Annotated in this window: 12 protein-coding genes; 5 read left to right on the forward strand and 7 right to left on the reverse strand. The window is 71.9% G+C overall.

The window, feature by feature from the left end:
* The first annotated feature begins 4 nt into the window (after positions 1-4).
* The 5 genes from FIC82_RS02205 to FIC82_RS02225 all read left to right on the forward strand — a co-directional run bounded on the left by FIC82_RS02205 (position 5) and on the right by FIC82_RS02225 (position 6,122).
* Positions 5-532, forward strand: a complete 528-nt coding sequence (locus FIC82_RS02205) for a Jag family protein (RefSeq protein WP_154797391.1) — start codon at positions 5-7, stop codon at positions 530-532.
* 284 nt (positions 533-816) lie between these two features.
* Positions 817-1,509, forward strand: a complete 693-nt coding sequence (rsmG, locus tag FIC82_RS02210) for a 16S rRNA (guanine(527)-N(7))-methyltransferase RsmG (protein ID WP_253691349.1) — start codon at positions 817-819, stop codon at positions 1,507-1,509.
* A 120-nt stretch (positions 1,510-1,629) separates the two neighbouring features.
* Positions 1,630-2,802, forward strand: a complete 1,173-nt coding sequence (locus tag FIC82_RS02215) for an AAA family ATPase (RefSeq protein WP_269808400.1) — start codon at positions 1,630-1,632, stop codon at positions 2,800-2,802.
* Positions 2,799-4,226: a ParB/RepB/Spo0J family partition protein gene (locus FIC82_RS02220; protein WP_154797392.1), complete on the forward strand. Its 1,428-nt coding sequence runs from the start codon at positions 2,799-2,801 to the stop codon at positions 4,224-4,226. The genes FIC82_RS02215 and FIC82_RS02220 overlap by 4 nt, the downstream gene beginning before the upstream one ends.
* 1,530 nt (positions 4,227-5,756) lie before the next feature.
* Positions 5,757-6,122, forward strand: a complete 366-nt coding sequence (locus FIC82_RS02225; protein WP_253691722.1) for a transposase — start codon at positions 5,757-5,759, stop codon at positions 6,120-6,122.
* 328 nt (positions 6,123-6,450) lie between these two features.
* On the opposite strand, the gene FIC82_RS02230 is transcribed toward FIC82_RS02225, so the two are convergent.
* From FIC82_RS02230 to FIC82_RS02260, 7 genes are all read right to left on the reverse strand, one after another.
* Positions 6,451-7,398 carry a D-alanine--D-alanine ligase family protein gene (locus FIC82_RS02230; protein ID WP_168731415.1) on the reverse strand — a complete coding sequence of 316 codons (948 nt, stop codon included), beginning with the start codon at positions 7,396-7,398 and terminating at the stop codon, positions 6,451-6,453.
* Positions 7,399-7,574: 176 nt separating this feature from the next.
* The gene (locus FIC82_RS02235) at positions 7,575-8,903 is read right to left on the reverse strand and encodes an aminotransferase-like domain-containing protein (protein WP_336240251.1); all 1,329 of its coding nucleotides are present in this window, start codon (positions 8,901-8,903) and stop codon (positions 7,575-7,577) included.
* A 128-nt stretch (positions 8,904-9,031) separates the two neighbouring features.
* On the reverse strand, positions 9,032-9,364 hold the full coding sequence (gene trxA, locus FIC82_RS02240; RefSeq protein ID WP_154797394.1) for a thioredoxin: 333 nt from the start codon (positions 9,362-9,364) through the stop codon (positions 9,032-9,034).
* A 95-nt stretch (positions 9,365-9,459) separates the two neighbouring features.
* Positions 9,460-10,488 carry a thioredoxin-disulfide reductase gene (trxB, locus tag FIC82_RS02245; RefSeq protein WP_168731416.1) on the reverse strand — a complete coding sequence of 343 codons (1,029 nt, stop codon included), beginning with the start codon at positions 10,486-10,488 and terminating at the stop codon, positions 9,460-9,462.
* Between the two features lie 247 nt (positions 10,489-10,735).
* Positions 10,736-12,598: a protein kinase family protein gene (locus tag FIC82_RS02250; protein ID WP_168731417.1), complete on the reverse strand. Its 1,863-nt coding sequence runs from the start codon at positions 12,596-12,598 to the stop codon at positions 10,736-10,738.
* Between the two features lie 106 nt (positions 12,599-12,704).
* Positions 12,705-14,624, reverse strand: a complete 1,920-nt coding sequence (murJ, locus tag FIC82_RS02255) for a murein biosynthesis integral membrane protein MurJ (RefSeq protein WP_336240253.1) — start codon at positions 14,622-14,624, stop codon at positions 12,705-12,707.
* Entirely contained in the window at positions 14,621-16,951 is a 2,331-nt protein-coding gene (locus FIC82_RS02260) for a DUF6049 family protein (protein WP_154797396.1), read from the reverse strand. The genes murJ and FIC82_RS02260 overlap by 4 nt, the downstream gene beginning before the upstream one ends.
* Positions 16,952-17,049: the final 98 nt, after the last annotated feature.

The following is a 17,049-nucleotide window of genomic DNA, read 5'->3' on the forward strand; positions in this document are numbered from 1 at the left end:
CGTCATGACGCCTACCGAGACCCCTGCGCCCGAAGAGGCCGCCACCGACGAGTCGACGCGCGAGAGCACCAGCCTGGAGGAGGAGGGTGAGATCGCGGCGGACTACCTCGAGGAGCTGCTCGACATCGCCGACCTCGACGGGGACATCGACATCGACGTCGAGCACGACCGTGCGGCGGTCGAGATCGTGGCCGACGATCCCGCGGCGCTGCGTCCGCTCGTGGGCGACGACGGCGACGTCCTGGACGCGCTCCAGGAGCTCACCCGCCTCGCGGTCCAGGCGCGGACGGGGGAGCGGAGTCGGCTGATGCTGGACGTCGCGGGGTTCCGGGCTGACCGTCGTCGCGAGCTCACCGCGCTGGCGGAGGACGCGATCGCGCGCGTTCGTGACTCGGGTGCCAAGGTGTCGCTCGATCCGCTCAATGCCTTCGAGCGGAAGGTCGTGCACGACGCCGTCGCGGCGGCTGGGCTGCGGAGTGACTCGGAAGGAGTCGAACCCCAGCGCTTCGTGGTGATCTACCCCACCGACTGACGGCAGACCTGCTGACTCTCCACTCGCCCCGTGTTTCACGTGAAACACGGGGCGAGTGTCGTTCGGAGGCCTCGTGGTCTCTTCACGACCGCACACCACGATCTCCAGGTGTCCCGGAACCGGAAGCCGCGACCGCTGGCCGGCTCGCGTATCGCTTTCGCCTCCGCCGGCCTGCCGACAATCAGTAGTGCGACACGGGGACGTTGCTGGCGGCCGATCGCCCGATACGGCGGTCGCCGGTGGATCGGTCACGCCGTCCTCGGTTTCACGTGAAACGATGTGACGTGTCCCGTGACGAGGAGGAAGACCAGCAGATGCACGACGCGGCGGACGGCAACGCGGAACCGGAGATCCCGAAGGAGGCCTTGGCCGAGTACTTCGGGGCGTCGTATCCGACGATCGCGCAGTTCGCGGACCGCCTGCGCGAGGAGGGTGAGCTTCGCGGACTCATCGGGCCCCGCGAAGTACCGCGCATCTGGGACCGGCACATCCTGAACTCAGCAGCGGTCGTCCCGTTCCTGCCGGAGCGAGGTCTGATCGCTGACATCGGGTCCGGGGCTGGGCTGCCGGGCGTGGTCGTCGCGGCGATGCGACCCGACGCGACGGTGTACCTCGTGGAACCGATGGAACGGCGGTGTGCGTGGCTCGCCGAGATCGCGTCCGACCTTGCGCTGTCGAACATCGAGATCAAGCGCGGCCGCGCCGAGGAGTACCACGGGGCGTTCGAGTGCGACGCGGTCACTTCTCGTGCCGTCGCGGCACTCGACAAGCTGGTCCGCCTGTCACTTCCGCTGGTGCGCCCGGGCGGCGAGATGATCGTCCTCAAGGGCCGCAACGTCGCGCGAGAGATCGAGCCTGCGCGGAAGGCCTTGCGGCGTCTCAGGGGCGCCGAGCCCGAGATCGTCGACGCGGCGACGATTCCTGGTGTGGAGACCACGACTGTGGTGCGCATCGTGCGGCAGACTGGGTCACGCTGACTCGGCGGCCGCGTTTGCGCTAGCGGCCCCCTGGCGACACCGAGCGCCGAGAGCCTGACGTCCCACGCCTGGGTCGCGGTGTAGCGCATGCTGGAACTGACGACGGAAAGGATGAGACGCGTGACGGAGAGTCCTGTCGATCCCTCGAACGCTCAGGATCGGGCGACCGCAGTCCCGCTCTCGCAGGGTGGGGGAGGGATGCCGAGTTTCGGTGTCGAGGACGACCGCCGCGCTGCGCTGATGGCGAGCCTGCCGGAGACCGACGAGTCGACCCCGCTCGCCGCCCAGCTTGCCGAGGACGCGCGCCGTCGGATCGACCTTCAGGGGCGGCGCTTTCCGCGTCCAGCATCGACCCGCATCATCACGGTGGCGAATCAGAAGGGCGGCGTCGGCAAGACGACGACCACCGTCAACCTCGCCGCTGGCCTGGCCATGTCAGGGTTGAACGTCCTGGTCATCGACAACGATCCGCAAGGCAACGCCTCGACCGCCCTCGGGGTGGAGCACCGAGCAGGTACGCCGTCCGTGTATGAGGTCCTGGTCGACGGCGACCCGCTGGCGACTGCGGTTCAGCAGTGTCCCGACATCCCGACGCTTTGGTGCGTTCCGGCAACCATCGACTTGTCTGGCGCGGAGATCGAGCTCGTCTCCTTGGTTTCACGTGAAACACGCCTCCGTCGCGCGTTGGACGAATACCTGGATTCCCGAGAACGGGACGGACTGGAACCCATCGACTACGTCCTCGTGGACTGCCCGCCGAGCCTGGGGCTTCTCACGGTCAACGCGTTCGTCGTGGGTCGCGAGGTCCTGATTCCGATCCAGTGCGAGTACTACGCACTGGAAGGCCTGAGCCAGCTCCTCAAGACGATCGAGCTCATCAAGTCGCACCTGAACCCTGGCCTTCATGTCTCGACGATTCTCCTGACGATGTACGACGGACGGACCAACCTCGCGCAGCAGGTGGCCGCTGAGGTGCGCGAGCACTTCCCGGACCAGACGCTGCGGACGACCGTCCCGAGGTCGGTGCGCATCTCGGAAGCGCCCAGTCACGGCCAGACGGTGATGACCTACGATCCTGGCTCGACCGGCGCACTCGCGTACCTAGAGGCTGCCCGTGAGGTGACGCAGCGCTCCGCGAACCGTTCCCACGATCACGACCTCGAGAATCTCCCGCAGAACGTACCCACTCCGGCAGCGCAGGGCGCACCGACGGGGTCGAACGCGGTGCGCACCGATCATGAGTTCGCCGGCACCATCGGTGGTCCCGGCATGCGGCAGGAGGAGCAGCGATGAGCGAGAAGCGTCGGGGACTCGGTCGAGGCCTGGGTGCACTGATCCCCACAAGCTCTGAGGGAAAGCGCCCGGTCGACGTGTTCTTCCCGAGCCCCGCTCCCGAGGACGGGGGGCGCGAAGAGGCGCAGGTAGGTCCGTCGACGAGTCTGGCGTCGCCGACTGTCGCGACCGGTGCGGAGGGGGAGCGCGTCGGGGTGACCACCCTCGTCGCGGACGACGATGCAGGGCCGTCGAACATCGGGACCCTGACCTCGATCGCACCCGCGGATCACGATGGTCTTGACGCACCCGCGGGTTCTTCAGAGTCCTGGGACGACGCAATCGTCCTCGACAGAGGTGCTCCCTCGCGCGAGGTCGAAGGTGGGTCGGCGAGCAGCGAGGACTCGAGCTTCTCGGAGCCGCGCGAGCTCGAGGTTTCACGTGAAACGGTCGGCGAGGCCGCCATCCCTGCGCAGTCGGAGCTGAGACGAGGTGTCGCACCGACCGGACCGACGAGTGGGGCCAGCGAAGACTCGACCGCACCATCCGCGGACTCGACCACGACACAGGCGGTCTCCGCTGACTGGACCGGGCAGCCCGGAGACGATCTCGTTCCCGTCCCGGGCGCGCGCTTCGCCGAACTGCCGACAGCCTCGATTCGACCGAACCCGCGCCAGCCGCGCAGCGTCTTCGACGAAGGCGAGCTCGACGAACTCGTCGGCTCGATTCGGGAGATCGGCGTGCTGCAGCCCGTGGTGGTGCGCCCGGTCACGGGGAGCGAGGGCCAGTACGAGCTGATCATGGGTGAGCGGCGCTGGCGCGCGACCCAGGCCGCCGGCCTCGATGTGATCCCGGCGATCGTCCGTGAGACCGACGATGGCGATCTCCTCCGCGATGCACTTCTGGAGAACCTGCACCGCAGCGCTCTGAACCCGCTTGAGGAGGCTGCTGCCTACCGCCAGCTCCTCGACGACTTCGGGTGCACGCACGAGGAGCTTGCCGATCGCATCTCTCGGAGCCGCCCGCAGATCTCCAACACGCTGCGGCTCCTGCGCCTGCCTCCCCTGGTGCAGCGTCGTGTCGCTGCGGGAGTGCTGTCGGCAGGACACGCACGCGCTCTCCTCGGACTGACCGACGGCGCCGAGATCGAGCGCCTCGCGCAGCGGATCGTGGCGGAAGGTCTCTCTGTGCGGGCGACCGAGGAGATCGTCGCGATGGGCGGACTCGACGGGGAGCGGCGGGCGCCGCGGGCTCCGCGGGCCGGTCAGCGCTCGGCGGCCATCGACGAGCTCGCGCACCGGCTCTCTGATCGCTTCGAGACTCGGGTCAAGGTGGACCTCGGGAAGAATAAGGGCCGCCTCACGGTCGAGTTTGCCTCGGTCGAGGATCTCAACAGGATCCTCGACGTCATGGTTCCGGACGATCCGGGCCTCTTGCGCAACTAGCGCGCGCTCCGCGGAGCACGTGACGGATCAACAGCGGGCGGGGTCACTCTCGGCACAGTACGGAGCCGGGAGCGACCTCGCCCGTCGTCGCCTCCGGCCGTGTGGACCACCCACCGTCGTCCTCTGCGCTGGGAGCGCTGAGTGCTCTGTTTCACGTGAAACACGGATCGTCCGCGGGTCTCTCCTTCACGCGAGTGGCCAGCGCTCCTGTTTCACGTGAAACACGGATCGTCCGCAGGTCTCTCCTTCACGCGAGTCACCAGCGCTCCTGCTTCACGTGAAACACTCCTCCAGCACCGCCGCCCTGACCCAACGTCCGTCGCCGGACCAGGTGCCGCTACGGATTGCGCGCGCGACCACCCCACTCCCTCCCCGAGAAGTGACAGCTCCCGAGTCGGTGTCGGGGGCTCCGTCACGTTCCTCGCGTCGTGCGCGCGGAACGGAGGGTTCGCCGAGTTGATGGAAGCACGAGGGTCGATACGGCAAGGAGACCTCGACACCCGTTCCCGGCAGCGAGAACTCCGTGTGCGCTGTCACTGGGTGCAAGGCGATCGAACCTTCGGAGCCTTGCCCGCGCGACGGCGCGGTGGCCTGCCGACCTGGTGAGCGCCAAGGACGCAGGTACCGACGGCCATGGCAGCGACTGGTCACGCGAGCCGTGACGGACGAGGAGCGTAGCGCGTTGCCGCTGGCTGGGTGAGGTTGCGGCGGCGCAGACCGTCGAAGCATCGCAGACACGCGCGGAAGCGAAGCATGGCGCGGAAGGGGCTGTGCGTGGGGACTCTGCCACGAGCCGGGCGCACCGCACGCAGCAACATCGCCCAAGGGACGGGGGAGGGTTATGTGCGCATCAGATGAGGCTCGCAGAGGGGTGCAGCGCGTTCGCCGGGAACTTCGTCGGCGAGACGTGGCGGCGGTGACGCGGCGGAGCACGCCGGGGGGCACCTGAAGCGGCCACTGCGTCATGATGCGAGCGAACCCTTCGCAGCGCTCTCGAACAGAGAATCGCGATGTCCGCAACCCACCTTGTCGACCTGCCTGCCCGCTAGGCGAGGCTCTCACCGAGGCCTCGCCCGATCTCATGCGTGACTTGTCGCGGACCGTGATCAACGCGCTGCTCGCTGCTCGATTCTCCTCTTCGTTGCTCGCTCCTCGTTGCTCGCTCCTCGCTCCTCGCTGCGGATGCGGCAGCGGTCGTCGGTGTCGAATGGGCCCGCGTACGGCGACGCACACAGCTCCGTGCAACCGATTCCGCCACCAGGACTTGGATACCCGGCCGGCACGACCGATGTTTCGGTCCCGAGGCTGCGAACCGGGACGTCCTACCCGCCCGGCTCCTCGAGCGCAGGACGCGGGCTGAGACGGCGCTGATCACGGTCGTCGCGGACTGCAACCTGCAACCTCGCCAGGCGTCTGGACCCGCCGTGTAGACAAGCTGGGTACGGCGCTCGGCATCGAATCGCTGAGCATGTAGCAGGCCTCGCGCATAGCGGCCGAGACGAGCAGGTCGAGGTCCTTCGCTACCGTCCACTGGAGTCGGAAGGACCGTCTACGTTCGCGACCGACGAGGCTCTGACCAGGAAGGTCCGTGAGACCGGCCGGGTGATCAACGCCGTGGTCCTGGTCGCTACGGGCGAGAACGGGGACGGGCACGGCGAGGTCCTGACCATGCGCGTCGCCACCAGCGAGACCGGGGCGGCGTCGAACGAGTTCTTCGCCGACCTGGTCGCCCGCGGCTTGGCTGGCGTGGAGATCGTGAAGAGCGATGCGCGCGGGCCTGGTGGAGGCCATCATTGCGAACCTGCCCAGCGCGACGTCTGGCAGCACAACGCGGCGGACCGGACAGAAATCCATCCCCAGCGCCATGTCCTGCGGGTCATGGGCCACTCAACGTGAACCCGATCGGGTCTCCCGACTCCGAGTCCACAAGCACGAACTCCTCGCCACTGTCCGCGAGCTGCGCGCACGTTTCACGTGAAACACGGACTCCGTGCCTGCGAGGCCACCAGCGCATCGAGCGGCGCCGCGCCCAGACCTACCCGTGGTGCGAGCGGGTAGAAGCATCCGTGAACCGACGCACGCCCGCCACCGAGCATGTGGGGACGTCTCGACAGATCGCGAGCCGGGCGGGTCAGGTGCGAGGACGTCTCGTGACGGAACGCCGTGGAGAGGATCAGACGACGCGTCGTAGAACGACGTTCCACGTGAAACGTCGTCCCCGACGTCAGCGCCGAACGTGCCGGACGACGAGCGAACGGTAGAGCGCGGCGAGGTCGAGGCCGGCGGCGCGTGCAGCCTGCGGGAGCAGGGAGGTCTCGGTCATTCCTGGCGCCACGTTCACCTCGAGGAAGTGGACGACACCGTCCGGATCGAGGATGACGTCGGTCCTCGACAGGTCGCGGAGGCCGAGTGCGACGTGCGCACGCACGGCAACCTCGCGCACGACCTGGAGCACGTCGTCGTCGAGGCGCGCCGGAGCGAAGTACTCGGTGCGTCCCGGGTTGTATCGCGCGTCGAAGTCGTACGGGCCTGAGGTGACGATCTCGACCGGGGGGAGGGACTCGGGGCCTCGGCCCAGGTCCACCACGCTCACGGCGAGCTCGACCCCTCGGACGGCGCGCTCGATGAGGGCGACGTCGCCGTACGCGAAGCAGTCGACCATCGCGCGGGGGAGCTGGTCCGCCCGCTCGACGAGCGTTACCCCGAGTGCGGACCCGCCGTGGGTCGGCTTGACGACGAGGGGGAGTCCGAGCCTGCTGACCACCGCGTCCAGGACCGGTTGCGCGCCAAGCTCGCGGAACAGGCTCTGGGGGAGTGTCACGTACTCGGGTGTGCAGAGCCCGGCCCCGAGCGCGACACTCTTGGCGACGGGCTTGCTCCAGGCGGCACGGCTCTCGCGAGGCCCTGTGCCGACGTACGGCACACCGACGAGCTCGAGCACGTCGCGGACGGAACCGTCCTCGCCGCTCGCACCGTGGAGGAGGGGCCACACGACGTCCGGGCGGGCGGAGTCGAGGAAGGGCAGGAGGTCGGCGTCGACGTCGTGGACGGTCACCTCGAGGCCCGCTGCCCGGAGGCTCTCGGCCACCCGACGCCCCGACCGCAGAGAGACGTCGCGCTCGTGCGAGAGGCCTCCCGCGAGGATCGCGACATGCCCTCCCGGGGGAGCCACGTCGTCCGGCCCCAGAAGGTGGAAGGGCTGGTCAGGGCGCTGCTGACCGGTAGGCGAGGTGGTGTCCCGCCCGGTCGCCGTCGGGTTTCCCGTGGTCGTGTCCACTGTGCTGACGGACTCCTGTTCGGTGCCGGGCGCCGCCGGTCGGGCAGGGCTCGGGGAAGGGGTGAGGTGCTTCAGGCCAGGTTGGGCGAGGGGTTCTCGACGTCCGTGACGTCGGGGTCGAGCTCCGCGTTCGTCCCGAAGATCTCGACGAGCTCCTGCTCGGCGTTGACGACGCCGGCGAGGCGTCGCACCCCCTCGCGGATGCGCTCCGGGGTGGGGAAGCAGTAGGACAGCCTGACGTGGCTCGATCCCGTTCCGTCCGCGTAGAACGCGGTGCCCGGGACGTAGGCGACCCGTGCGGTGACTGCCCGCGGCAGCATGGAGCGTGCGTCGAGGCCGTCGGGGAGCTGGACCCAGGTGTAGAAGCCGCCGTCCGGCACCGTCCATCGTGCGGAGGGGAGGTGCTCCGCGAGGGCACCGATCATCGCGTCGCGCCGCTCCCGGTAGAGCTCGCGGAACTGCTTGATCTGTCCCTTCCAGTCGCACGTCTCCAGGTAGGCCGCGATGGCTAGCTGGGAGGCGTTGGACGGGCACAGGATCGCTGACTCGCTCGCCAGCACCAGCTTCTCGCGGACGGCGTGCGGGGCGACGACCCACCCCACCCGGTAGCCCGGCGCGAACGTCTTCGAGAACGACCCGAGGTAGAGGACGCCCTCGTCGTCGAGCGAGCGAAGAGCGGGGAGGGTCTGACCGTCGAACCCGAGGAGCCCGTACGGGTTGTCCTCGATGACGAGCACCCCGTACCGCTGAGCGATCTCCAGGATCCGCGGCCGACGCTCCGCGGTCAGGGTCACCCCGGCCGGGTTGTGGAAGTTCGGCACGGTGTAGAGCAGCTTGACGCGACGTCCCTCGGCGGCGAGGTGTCCGAGCGTCTCCTCGAGCGCCTCAGGGACGAGGCCGTGCTCGTCGAGCGGCACGTGGACGACGTCGGCCTGGTACGACCGGAACACCCCCAGGGCACCGACATAGCTGGGCGCCTCGGCCACGACGACGTCGCCCGGGTCGACGAAGATCCTGGTCACGAGGTCCAGGGCCTGCTGGGATCCCGTCGTCACGACCACGTCGTCGGGGTGGCACTCGATACCTTCGAGCCGGACGACGTCGAGGATCTTCTCGCGGAGCGTCTCGTCGCCCTGGCCCGACCCGTACTGGAGCGCCGTCGCACCTCGGGTCGCGACGAGCCGCTGCATGGTGTCGGCGATCTGGTCGAGGGGAAGGCCCTCGAGGTAGGGCATGCCGCCCGCGAGCGAGACGACCTCCGGACGGTTCGCGACGGCGAACAGCGCGCGGATCTCCGACGCGCGCATCCCGTGCGCTCGCTCCGCGTAGGCACCGAACCAGGGGTCGAGCCGGGTGCCGCCGGGGGCGGGCTGCTGCGGGGGAGTCGTCGGTCCAGTCACGCACCCCAGTCTCGCACGGGGTTCGGGGGATCCCGTGAAGACGCCGGAGGGCGGACCACCGCGCAGGGTGGCCCGCCCTCCGGCGAAGCGGTGTCGTGGGTTCGGGCGGGTGGACCGCCCGAGCGGTCTCAGACCGTGGTGCCGAGGACGGCGTCGATCTCCTCCGTGAGCGCGCGCTTGGGGCGTGCGCCGATGATCGACTTCTGCAGCTCCCCGCCGACGTACACGTTGAGCGTCGGGATCGACACGATGCCGTAGGCGCCGGTCGTCTCGGGGTTCGCGTCGGTGTCGAGCTTGGCGATCTTGATCTTGCCGTCGTACTCCTCGGCCAGCTCCTCGAGGATCGGCGCGACCTGGCGGCACGGGCCGCACCAGGTGGCCCAGAAGTCGACCAGGACGGGGACCTCGGACTCGAGGACCTCGGCACGGAAGGTGTCGTCGGTGACCGGGACGGTCGGCATGGAGACCTCCTGCGGGACGGGGGCGGTCGGTGTGCACCGCCGGGGTGGACCGGGATCGGGAGAGCCCGGTTCGCCGGGTGGGTGAGGGGCGGGGATCAGGCCTGGAGCTCGGCGAGCGCTTCGGGCAGCTCGTCGGGGTTGGGGGTCTGCGGGGTGCCGGCGAGGTCCTCCAGGCCGGCGGCGTCGGCGAGCTCGGTGAGGTAGCGCTGCGCGTCGAGCGCTGCCGCGCACCCGGAGCCGGCCGCGGTGATGGCCTGGCGGTAGGTGTGGTCGACCGCGTCGCCGCACGCGAACACGCCGTCGAGGTTGGTCGCGGTGGTGCGTCCGACGACCTGGATGTAGCCCTCGTCGTCCAGGTCGATCTGGCCCTTGACGAGCTCGGTGCGCGGTTCGTGACCGATCGCGACGAACAGGCCGGTCGCGGGCAGCTCGCGCTCCTCACCGGTCACGGTGTCGCGCAGAGTCACGCCCTCGACCTTGTTCTCGCCGCCGATCCCGGCGACCTCGCTGTTCCAGGCGAAGTCGATCTTCGGGTCGTTCAGCGCGCGGTCGGCCATGATCTTGGAGGCGCGCAGCTCGTCGCGACGGTGCACCAGGGTGACCTTCTCGGCGAACCGGGTGAGGAACGTGGCCTCCTCCATCGCGGAGTCGCCACCGCCGACGACGGCGATGTGCTGGTCGCGGAAGAAGAACCCGTCGCACGTCGCGCACCAGGAGACACCGCGGCCGGACAGGCGCTTCTCGTCGTCCAGGCCGAGCTCGCGGTAGGCGGACCCGGTCGCGAGGATGACCGCACGCGCGCGGTAGGTCTCGCCGTTGCCCGTCACGACGGTCTTCACGGGCCCTTCGAGGTCGAGCAGCGTGGCGTCGTCCCACTCGATGCGCGCGCCGAACCGCTCGGCCTGCTTGCGCATGTTCTCCATGAGGTCGGGGCCCATGATCCCGTCGGGGAAGCCCGGAAAGTTCTCCACGTCGGTCGTGTTCATCAGGGCACCGCCGGCGGTGACCGAGCCTGCGAGAACGAGCGGGGCCAGGCCCGCGCGCGCGGCGTAGATCGCCGCGGTGTACCCCGCGGGACCCGACCCGACGACGATCAGGTTCTGGACGGCTGACTGCTCGGTCACGTGCTGCTCCTCGGATGCTCGGTGCGTGGTGGCCGACCACGCGAGAGTGTGAACGCCGCCGGGGCGACTTCTGTTCCACGGTACGGGGGATGGTGACCCTCGCCTGACGGGGCGCGCGGCTCGCGCCCCGATCCACCGACCCCGGTGCACGCACCGGGGCCCGCCCCCGCCCATCCATCGCGTCCGGCGCGTTGTCGCGCCGCGCCCGGGAGGCAGCAGAGCACCGACGCTCCCGGGCGGGTCAGCGTCAGGAGACGAGGATCTCGTTGATCTCCGCGCGGTACTCGCCCGCCGGGTTCTGCGGGAGCTCCGTGAACCACAGGACGATCGACTCGGCCTCCACCGGCTGGTCGAACGTGAACTCCACGCCCGGGGCGAGCGGTCCGGACGCGAGCACCTCACCATCGGTCGGCGTGCTCGGGCTCGTGGCCCGGATCTCGACGTTGCCGCCGGTGACGGCCGTGTCGAGCACGATCGAGGAGACCGGTGCCTTCTGCTCGAGCGTGACCGCGAAGCCGATCCCGGACCGCAGACCGGCGAAGTCGGCCGCGTTGTACCGCCGCGAGATCCAGGTCGTGTCCGGCTGCTGGTCGTAGGCGAGCCCGACGAGCTCGGGGTGCTCCCCGGCGTTGTTGCCGGCGGCGTCCCCCTCGGGGTCGAGTGCGGCGCCCGACGCGATGACGGGGCGGACGTCGGCCGGTGGGGCCTCCTCCTCGCCGCCGTCCGCGTCGCCGCTGCCGTCGCCCTCGCTCGGCGCGGTCGAGCCGTCGCTCGTGGTCTGCTCGCCCGCCTGGAGCGCGGGGCCGAAGCCGTCGAACGCGGTGTTCACGGCCCAGACGACGCCCCAGACCACGAGGCCGAGCACCAGCACGAGGACGATGGGGGTGGCGTTGAAGCGGCGAGGTCCGCGGCGGGGCGCGGGCTCGCTCCAGCCCTGGGGGGTCTCCGCCGTCGTCGGGGGGCCGGGCGGGGGAGCGGCGGTCGCGTACTGGGCGGTCGCGCCGGCGTCGTAGGCCGCAGGGGGCGGAGGGACCGCGTACGCGCCGGTCGCCGGACCGGCGGTCGGGGGGACGACGGCCGTGGCCCCGGAGGCGGGGTCCATGGCGTAGGCCGCGCCGGGACCGGCCGAGCCGGGCACCGCTCCGACGCGGTGGATGCGGCCCGTCGTCGGACGCCGCACCGGGGGTGCGGGCGGGGGCGTCCCGGGGGGCGCGCTCGTCGACCCGTCGAACGCCGAGCGCACGGACTGGCGGCTCACCCCGGCCGTCGCGGGCTGGACGAACGTGGGCAGCGCCGCGACGACGGAGACCTCGCCCCACGGCTCGACGGCGCTCACGACGTCGGCCGGGGAGCGTGGCCCGTCCGCGGCGTCCGCGGCGTCGGTCCACTCCTGCGCCGTGCCCTGGGCGCCGGTGAAGGTCTGCGCGCAGAGCGTGTCGAGCTCGGCGGGGACGTCGGGCCGGACCGCTGACAGGGGCTGGACGGTGTCGCCCGCGCGCTGCGCGGGGAGGGGGTGGATCGCGTCGCTCGCGATCCAGGGGACGTCCAGGGACGGCCCCGCCCACCGTGCGGTCATGGCGTAGTAGAGGAGGGCGACGAGACCGACGGCGTCGGCGCGCGAGGTCCGGTCGGCGTCGTGCTGGTCGTGGCCCGCGACCCCGGCGTCGAGGCCGAGGCCGGTGACGAGCACGCGGCTGCCGTCGACCCGGACGGCGTCGGGGCGCAGCGCGAGGTGGTGGACCCCGCGCCGTCGGGCGACCTCGAGCGCGGCCGCGGCCTCGCCGACGATGGCGCGCGCCTGCTGGGGGTCGACGATCCCGCCGGCGACGACCTCGCTCAGCGTGACGCCCGTGTACCGCTCCGTCACGACGTACGCGACGCCGTCCTCGGCCCCGACGTCGAGGACGCGCGTGAGGCGGGGGTCGACGACGAGCGCGGCGCGGCGGGCGGAGTCGAGCGCCTCGGCGACGTGCTCACCGGAGACGACCGAAATCCTTACCGGTCGGTCGAGGATCTGGTCGTGCGCCGACCATGCGGTGACGTCCGACAGGTCGGACGGGAGCTGCTCGTCAAGCCGGTAGCGCGCGACGAGCAGCGTTCCTGGGGCCACGCCGTTCACCGGACCTCCTCCGTGGGACTCGTGGTCGACACACCATGGTACGCGGGCACCGAATGCCCCGATTTCACCCGATCCCTGGGAGCGCCGCCCGGTGCGCTCATCGCCGGACGAGCCGGCGCACGCGGCTCACGAGCGGGCCTGCGAGCTGGTCGAGCTCGCGCACCCGCATGAGCTTCAGACCGCCCGCGTAGACGAGGGTCATCACGGTGCCGGCGAGCGTCACGACGACGACTGCCTGCCACCACGAGAGCCCGTAGATCCCGTCGGGCGGGTCGCCCGTGACGAGGACGAAGGCGCGCAGCACGCCCCACCCCGCGACGGCGCTCACGGCGGCCGCGAGGACGGCCTTCACGTGCATCCGCAGGATCCGGGCGCCGTCGAGCCCGTGGAGCGTCCTGCGCAGGCCGACGGTGCGCAGCGCGACCGCCACGAGGTTGGACAGGCTCATCGCGAGGCCGATCCCCACCACCCAGAGCGCGGGGTCGAGCACCGTGGTCGCGAGCCAGGAGACACCGACCAGGACGAGCGTGCCCGGGACCTGGATCCAGAAGACCGTCCGACCGTCCTCGAACGCGTAGTAGACCCACTTCATGAGGACCATGCCCCCGAGGGGCACGAGTCCTAGCGCCATCGCGCGCAGCACGTCCGCGACGGCGGCCCCCGACGCGGGGTCCACGGACGGGACGAGGAGCTTCGTGACGGGGAGCGCGAGCACGACGAGCACGGCGGTGGCGAACACCGTGAACACGCCGACGGTGCGCACGCCGCGCGAGAGGTCGTGCCGCACGCGCGCGAGGTCCCCCGCGTGGGCGGCGGCGCTCATGCCCGTGAAGAGCGCCGTCGCGATCGACACCGTGACGAGCGAGTGCGGCAGCAGGTAGATCATGAGGGCCTGCGTGTACGCCGCGTTGCCGGCCACGGCGAGGGCGCCGGAGAACGCGTCGGGCGCTCCGGTGACGAGGCCTGTGACGGCTCCGAGCGACCCGGGGTCGTCGCGGTAGGGCCCGAAGGTCTGGGCGAGGGCGGCGCGGGGTGCCTCGCTCGCGAAACGGGTCGTGAAGAGCACGCCCACCTGCTCGAGGAGGACCGCCGCGAACGTCCACAGCGCCACCTGGCCCGCGGACCGCAGCCCGATCCCGTGCAGGCCGAACCGCAGGTGCCAGCGGAAGCCCGCGCGCCACAGCGGGACCACGAGGATGAGCGCCTGCGCCGCGACCCCGAGCGTCGCGGTGCCCGCGAGCAGCGCGATCTTGGGCCCGTCCCACTGCGTGAGGTCGTCGACGTTCCCCGACACCGCGGGGCCGTAGATCGCGATGAAGGCCGCGAACCCCGCGATGGACACCACGTTGTTGAGCACCGGCGCCCACATGAACGGCCCGAACTGGCCGCGCGCGTTGAGCACCTGCCCGAGCAGCGTGTACAGCCCGTAGAAGAAGAGCTGTGGCGTGCACCAGAAGGCGAACGCGACGGCGAGGGAGGTCTGCGGTGCGGTCCACCCCGGCCCGGTGTACAGCGCGACGAGGATGCTCGACCCGGCCGTGAGCAGCGCCGACAGCGCGAGCAGGATGACGCCCGACAGGGTGAGCAGCTTGTCGAGCCGCTCCTGCGTGTTGCGCGCGCGGTAGGCGCGGACGATCTGCGGCACGAGCACCGCGTTGAGGACGCCGCCCGCGAGGATCGCGAACAGGACGTTGGGAATCTTGTTCGCGACGTCGAACGCGTCGGCGACGAGGCCCGTCGTCCCGATGGCCGCGACGAGGAGGACGTTGCGGACGAGCCCGAGCCCGCGCGAGACGAACGTGCCCGACGCCATGAGCGCCGACGAGCGGCCCAGCCCGCCCGAGCGGGCCGCGGGCGGCTCCGTGGTCCCGGCCTCCGCCGCCTCGTCCGGGGTGCCCGTCGCCGCGGGGTCGCCCGGGAGGGCGCCCTCGGACGGTACGACGTCGCGCGTCGTCCCGGGACGGGGGCCCCGACCTGCACCGGTGCGCCGGACGTGCCGCGGCTGGTCCGGGCTCACTCGACACGCTCCTCGTCCCGGGACCGGGAGGCGTCGGCCGTCGCCGAACCGTCCGGCCCGGGCCCCTGCGGCGCGGGCTGGTCGAGCGTGGCGCCCGCCACGCGACGGGGCGACCGGCCGCGACGCACGGTGCGCCAGATCCCGGCGAGGAGCGCGATCCCGAGGAGCACGGCGACGACGACCGTGCCGACCGACTCCCAGTCCGCGCGGACGCGCACGACGAACTCCTCGGGCTCGGCCACCCGGACCTGCGGCTGCGCCGCGCTGACGAGCTCGACCTCGACGGTCACGTTGCCGCTCCCGAAGCCCTCGACCGGGACGGCGACGCTCGTCTCGGTGGGTACGAGGTCACCGTCCGCGTCCCGGGTCGCCGCCGGGATCGTCACCGTCCTGCGCTCGGGGGCCCGCAGCCGCGGGTCGTCGGGGCGCAGCACGACCTGCACGGTCGCGTCCTGCTCGAGGGTGCTGCGGACGCGCACCGGGAGGTCCTCCTCCTCGGCGATGAAGAGGAACGGGGCGCGCGTCTCGACGGAGAGGCTTCCCCGGACGTTCGCGGACCGCTGCTCGGCGGCCTGCACCGCGAGCACGCGCGACGGCTCGGACGCCCGGAACGCGACCGCCGTCGGGGTCACGAAGGCCGGCTCGAGGGGACGCGTGATCGTCGCGGGATCTGCGGCGACGGTCGCGAACGCGGCGAGGTCCGTGCGGGACCGGTCGAGGCTCCGGAGCTGGGTCGCGGAGATCTCGCCCGCACCGGGAGCGTCGTCCGGCAGGGGGGTGCGGTCGACGGCGGGCGGCGCGACCGCCAGCAGGTCCTCCACCGGGGCGAGGTCGACCCAGGCGGCCGCACGCAGCGCGTCGAGGCGGGCGGTGAACCGCGCGGGGTCCGGCCCCCAGGTCCGGGGCAGCGCGACGAGCACGTGACGCTGCTCGGCGGGCCGTTCGCGGGCGATCACGGCGGTCTCGGCGAGGAGCCGCTGCGTCGCGGTCACGCCCGACCCGTCGCCGGCCGAGAGCAGCGCGGTGAGCACCGGGTCGGCCACGAGCGCCGTGACGGGGCCGGCGGTCGTCGTGACCTGGGCGACGCCGGACGGCGTGTACGTCAGCGAACCGTCGGGGACGAGCCCGCCCGGTCCGACGATCGTCGCGGTCGCGCCGGACGCCGCCGCGAGCGTCGTCGTGGAGAGGTCGGGGACGGCGTCGGCCGGCCACGCGAGATCGGTGCGCCACCCCGCGGTCAGCGCGGACGCCGACGTCTCGTCCACCGTCCCGGCGCCGGACCCGGCGGAGTCCTGGTCGTCTGCGGTGCCCTGAACGCCCGCAGCGTCCTGCCCGTCCGTGTCCTCGGGCGCCGTGCTCCCGGAAGGTGCGCCCCCGGAGGTCGAACCGCCGGTGACGGCCTCGTCCGACGTCCCGGGGCCGGACGGGAGCGGCGTCCCCGCGGGCAGCGCGAGGCCCGCGTGCGCGAAGGCCGCGACGTCCGGGTCGTAGGCGTGCAGCGCGAAGGTCGACCGACCGGCGGACACCGTCGCGACCTCCTCGGCCCACGCGTTCACGGCAGGGTCGGCCGCGCCCGCCGCAGCGGCGAGGAGCGCGGGGTCGGCGACCCACCCCACGTCGGTCGTGCCTCCGGTCGCCGCGAGCACCCGGCCGAGCCGCCCGTCCGCACCGACGGCGGCCGAGAGGGCGTCGTCGTAGGCGACGGGGTCGGGGTCCACGGCAGGGCCTGTCAGGGCGGCGACGACGCTGAGGCGGACCGGCGTCACCTCGCCCGACGGCGCCCACAGCACGAAGGTGCGCTGCACGGCCTGGCGCGACCCGCCGTCGGACACCGTGACCGAGAGCCCGCGCGGCCCCCAGTCGCTCGACGCGTTGAGGTTGAGCTCCGCGACGGGCACCGTGAACGTGACCTCCGTGCTCGCGCCGGGCGCGAGGGGCTGCCCGAGGTCCTCGGTCGCGACGCGGACGCCGACGCGTCCGTCGAGCGGCGTCGTGGCCCAGCTCTCGAGGGCGGAGCGCGTGCTCAGCGCGCGACCGTCGATCCCCAGGGCGACGGACGGCGACTCGAGCGTCCCCGCCGTCCCGTTCGTCACGCGGGCCGAGACCGAGAGGGTGTCGCCGGGGCCCAGTGCCTCCGGCCCGAGGGAGGTCACCTCCAGCACGACGGCCTCCTCGGACTCCGCCGTGTCGGCGGCGGCGGGCCGGGCCGTCGGCACCCCGCCCAGCACGAGCGCGAACGTCACGGCGAGCAGGAGGGTCAGGACGACGAGGAGCCGGGCCGGCGGCACGGCGCACGGGCGCGCGCCGCTGTGGGGGGAGGGCGTCATGAGTGGTCGGTCGAGCTCCGTGGGGCGGGCGGTTCCGGCCCGCCCCGGCCGTCGTGCGGACGGTCGGGCGGGCGGACGATCGTCCGGGTCACCCTACT

It is taken from the genome of Cellulosimicrobium protaetiae (assembly GCF_009708005.2).
Taxonomy (GTDB): Bacteria; Actinomycetota; Actinomycetes; order Actinomycetales; family Cellulomonadaceae; genus Cellulosimicrobium; species Cellulosimicrobium protaetiae.